We start from the raw sequence: 4,404 nt of genomic DNA, 5'->3' as shown, positions 1-4,404 counted from the left end.
AGCGGTCTGACATTCGATATTGATGTCGGCTGATCGACCGCTATCGCGAGCAGGCTCACTCCTACAGGGGGCGACGTCATTTCTGGATATCGCGTACACACCGGAGAGTTTCATGAACCACGCAGATTTCATCATCATCGGCGGCGGGATTGCCGGCGCTTCCACCGGGTTCTGGCTGGCGCCGCACGGCAAAGTGATCGTGCTCGAACGTGAAACCCATCCCGGCTATCACTCCACCGGTCGTTCCGCCGCGCTGTACACCGCCGCCTACGGCACCGCCCAGGTACGCGCACTCACTCAGGCCAGCCGCGCGTTCTTCGACAATCCTCCCAGCGGCTTCTGCGAGCATCCGCTACTGACCCCACGCGGCGAAATGACCGTCGACTTCATCGGCGACCCTGCCGAACTGAACAACCAATACCTCAGCGCCAAAGCCACCGTGCCGCAGATGCAGCTGCTCAGCGCCGACGAAGCCTGCGCACGCCTGCCGATCCTGCGCCGGGACAAAGTCCACGGTGCGATCTACGATCCTTCGGCGTGCGACATCGACACCGACGCGCTGCATCAGGGCTACCTGCGCGGCATCCGGCGCAACCACGGCGAAGTCCATACCGATTGCGAAGTGCTTGGCCTGGATCGCGATGCCGATGGCCTGTGGATCGTGCAAACCAACGGCGAGACGTTCAGCGCACCGGTGCTGATCAACGCCGCCGGTGCCTGGGCCGACAGGATCGGCGCCCTGGCCGGTGCGCAGCCGCTGGGTCTGCAACCGAAACGTCGTGCTGCGTTTATCTTTGCCGGTCCTGAAGGCGTGGATATTCATCACTGGCCGATGCTGGTCAGCCTCGACGAATCCTTCTACATGAAGCCCGACGCCGGCATGTTCCTCGGCTCGCCGGCCAACGCCGACCCGGTTGAACCGCACGACGTGCAGCCGGAAGAACTCGACATCGCCATGGGTATTTATCAGATCGAAGAAGCCACCACACTGACCATCCGCCGCCCGACCCGCACCTGGGCCGGGCTGCGCAGTTTCGTTGCCGACGGTGATCTGCTCAGCGGTTTCGATTCAAAAGTGCCGGGGCTGTTCTGGGTTGCGGCACAGGGCGGTTACGGCATTCAGACGTCGCCGGCGATGGGTCAGGCCAGTGCGGCGCTGGTGCGCGGCGAGCCGTTCCCCGAGCAGCTGCAGCAATTCGGTCTGGACAGCGCCATGCTCTCCCCCGCCCGACTGGGGTGATCGCATCGACTCGCCCAAGAGATTGCGGCACACTCGCAGCGCCCCGGCACATGGGGCGCTGACGCTGCCTGGAGTTCCACTGTCATGACCGCCCCCGAATTCGACCCGGCGCTGGATAACTTCCGCGCCATCGCCGATGCCATCGCCACGCTGTTCTTTCCCCATGCCGAGGTGGTGCTGCACGACCTGCGCACGCAGAAGGTCGACTACATCGCCAACAACCTGTCCAAGCGTGAAATCGGCGACGACTCCTCGCTGGAAGACATGCTCAGCGAGGAGGTCAGCGAAAGAAACATCGGCCCGTACGAAAAGCTCAACTGGGACGGTCAGAAGATTCGCAGCCTGAGCACTGTGCTGCGCGACAGTGAAGATCGACCGCTCGCAGTGCTGTGCATCAATCTGAATATTTCCCTGTTCGAGAACGCCAAAGCGGCACTCGACCTGTTTCTGTCGCCGAGCAAACTGATTCCGCAGCCGGACTCACTGTTCCGTGATGACTGGCAGGAACGCATCAACACCTTCCTCCACGCGTGGCTGCGCGAGCGGCAGTTGAGCCTGAACCTGCTGACCCGTGATCACAAACGCGAACTGGTGCTGGCGCTGCACGCCGAGGGCGCGTTCAAGGGCAAAAGCGCCTCGAACTACGTGGCCAATGTGCTGAACATGGGCCGGGCGACGGTGTACAAGCATTTGAAGGAATTGAAGGGCTGAAAAGCAAAAGATCGCAGCCTTCGACAGCTCCTACAGGAGAACGCATTCCCATGTAGGAGCTGCCGAAGGCTGCGATCTTTTTATCAGTCGCCGTAGATATCGGTCTTGAAATACTTCTGGGAAATCTTCTGATACTCGCCACTCGCGCGAATCCCGTCGATGGCGCTGTTCAACTGGCTGACCAGCTCGGCATTGCCCTTGCGCACCGCAATCCCCGCGCCTTCACCGACATACTTGGGATCCTTCAACTCCGGACCGACAAACGCATAACCCTTGCCGCGGGGCATCGACAGGAAGTCATTGAGCGGAATGGTGTCGGCGAAAATCGCATCGAGGCGCCCCGCCGCCAGGTCCATGTAGATTTCTTCGTTATTGCTGTAGCGCTTGACGTTGATGCCCTTGGGTTCGAACACCTCGGTGGCATAACGATCGGTGGTGGTCGCGCGCTGCACGCCAACATTCTTGCCTTTGAGGCTGGCGTACTGATCATCGACGCTGGCGCCTTCCTTCATCACCAGGCGCGAGGATGTGAAGTAGTACTTATGGCTGAAATCCACTGACTTCTTGCGATCTTCGTTGATGGTCATCGACGACAGCGCCATGTCGATCTTCTTCACTTTCAGCGAAGGAATCAGCCCGTCGAACTCACCTTCGACCCACACACACTTGACCTTCATCTGCGCACACAAGGCATTGCCGATGTCGTAGTCGAAACCGACGATTTCACCCTTGTCGGTTTTCGACGCGAACGGCGGATAGGCCGCTTCGATGCCGATGCGCAGGGTTTTCTCGGCGGCGAACACGCTGGCGGAGGCCAACAGGCTGAGGGCCAGACCGGTGATGAGGGGAAGTTTCTTCATGTTCGTTCTCTCGCGAAGTTGTTGTTGGTTTGGCAAGAAAGCAGCTACAAGCGGCAAGCTATTAGCTGCAAGACAGAAGCTTTTTTTGTACTTGGAAATCCATACTGGACTCTCAGGTACAAATCGTCAATCGGGTAGAGAGGGAGGATTTCGGTGTTGCAGATGACGCCTTCGCGAGCAGGCTCACTCCTACATTTGCAATGCGTTCCCCTGTAGGAGTGAGCCTGCTCGCGATAGCGGATTTGAGGGCAATACAGAACTTACTTCTTCCAGCGATCCGCAGCCACATGATCACTGTCCCGCCCCTCAACCCAACGGGGCCCATCGCTGGTGTTTTCTTTCTTCCAGAACGGCGCGCGGGTTTTCAGGTAGTCCATGACGAACGCGCAGGCATCGAACGCGGCCTGGCGATGGGCGCTGGCGGCGCCGACGAAGACGATCGGCTCGCCCGGCTCCAGCGCGCCTATGCGATGCAGCACTTCCAGTTTCAGCAGCGGCCAGCGCTGCTGCGCTTCGACAGCGATCTTGCCGAGGGCTTTTTCGGTCATGCCCGGATAGTGCTCGAGAAACATCCCCGCGACGTCGAGCCCGTCGTTGAAGTCGCGCACGTAACCGACAAAGCTCACCACCGCACCGACGCCCACATTGGCCGCGTGCATCGCATTGACTTCAGCGCCCGGATCGAACGGCATGGCCTGCACGCGAATCGCCATGTTCAGCCCCCGGTCACAGTTGGAAAAAACGCCACTTCGTCGCCATCGGTCACTGGCTCGTCAAGCTGACAAAGATCCTCGTTGCGTGCGCACATCAGGTTCTGCTCGCTCAACACCTCAGCGCCATCACGTTGCGCCAACAATGCGCGAACGTCATCGACGCTGGCGAAATCGCCTTCAACCACGACTGAATCCACGCCCAGCGCCTCGCGGTAACGAGCAAAAAACTTCACAGTCAGTTTCATGCCGGGTCCGCCTGGAAATGGCCGCTCTTGCCGCCGACTTTTTCCAGCAGACGCACGCTTTCAATGGTCATGCCACGATCGACGGCTTTGCACATGTCATAGATGGTCAGGGCGGCGACACTGGCGGCGGTCAGCGCCTCCATTTCGACGCCGGTCTGCCCGGACAACTTGCAGCGGGCGACGATGCGCACGCTGTCTTCGCCTTCGGCGCTGAGTTCGACTTTGACGCCCGTCAGCATCAGCGGGTGGCACAGCGGAATCAGATCGCTGGTTTTCTTCGCTGCCTGAATCCCGGCAATGCGTGCCACGGCGAACACATCACCTTTGGGATGGCCGCCGCTGACGATCATCTGCAGGGTTTCAGGGAGCATGCGCACCAGCGCTTGAGCCGTCGCTTCACGGAACGTCACGGCTTTTTCAGTGACGTCGACCATGTTGGCGCGACCTTGGGAATCGAGATGAGTCAGCACGGGATTACTCCTGATCAGGAGCGCGGATTGTAAACCTGTGGGTCAGATATCCGCATCACTGATTATGAAATCACCGCTATCACCTGTAGGAGTGAGCCTGCTCGCGATAGCGGTCTGGTATTCAACATTGATGTCGACTGATCGACCTCTATCGCGAGCAGGCTC

Annotated in this window: 6 protein-coding genes; 2 read left to right on the top strand and 4 right to left on the bottom strand. The window is 59.7% G+C overall.

The genetic code is table 11. The annotated features are described in order from the left end of the window. Window positions 1-112 precede the first annotated feature (112 nt). Together DCO47_RS25935 and DCO47_RS25930 are read left to right on the top strand one after the other, a co-directional pair. Window positions 113-1,240, top strand: coding sequence for an FAD-binding oxidoreductase (locus tag DCO47_RS25935; RefSeq protein WP_064364412.1), 1,128 nt, complete (start codon window positions 113-115; stop codon window positions 1,238-1,240). Window positions 1,241-1,324: 84 nt separating this feature from the next. Next, window positions 1,325-1,951: a transcriptional regulator gene (locus DCO47_RS25930; protein WP_042607713.1), complete on the top strand. Its 627-nt coding sequence runs from the start codon at window positions 1,325-1,327 to the stop codon at window positions 1,949-1,951. A gap of 83 nt (window positions 1,952-2,034) precedes the next feature. Here the strand turns inward: DCO47_RS25930 and DCO47_RS25925 are convergent, their stop codons facing one another. From DCO47_RS25925 to moaC, 4 genes are all read right to left on the bottom strand, one after another. Continuing rightward, the gene (locus DCO47_RS25925) at window positions 2,035-2,811 is read right to left on the bottom strand and encodes an ABC transporter substrate-binding protein (RefSeq protein WP_064364413.1); all 777 of its coding nucleotides are present in this window, start codon (window positions 2,809-2,811) and stop codon (window positions 2,035-2,037) included. A 260-nt stretch (window positions 2,812-3,071) separates the two neighbouring features. Further along, window positions 3,072-3,524 (bottom strand): molybdopterin synthase catalytic subunit MoaE, encoded by a 453-nt coding sequence (moaE, locus tag DCO47_RS25920; protein WP_064364414.1) that lies wholly within the window; start codon window positions 3,522-3,524, stop codon window positions 3,072-3,074. A gap of 2 nt (window positions 3,525-3,526) precedes the next feature. Further along, window positions 3,527-3,769: a MoaD/ThiS family protein gene (locus DCO47_RS25915; RefSeq protein ID WP_042607710.1), complete on the bottom strand. Its 243-nt coding sequence runs from the start codon at window positions 3,767-3,769 to the stop codon at window positions 3,527-3,529. Further along, window positions 3,766-4,239 (bottom strand): cyclic pyranopterin monophosphate synthase MoaC, encoded by a 474-nt coding sequence (moaC, locus tag DCO47_RS25910; protein WP_042607709.1) that lies wholly within the window; start codon window positions 4,237-4,239, stop codon window positions 3,766-3,768. Before moaC ends, DCO47_RS25915 begins: the two co-directional genes overlap by 4 nt. Window positions 4,240-4,404 lie beyond the last annotated feature (165 nt).

It is taken from the genome of Pseudomonas sp. NDM, assembly GCF_003105095.1.
Taxonomy (GTDB): Bacteria; Pseudomonadota; Gammaproteobacteria; order Pseudomonadales; family Pseudomonadaceae; genus Aquipseudomonas; species Aquipseudomonas moraviensis_A.
Note: the sequence above shows the minus strand (reverse complement) of the source record. Positions and strands in the feature narration are given on the sequence as shown.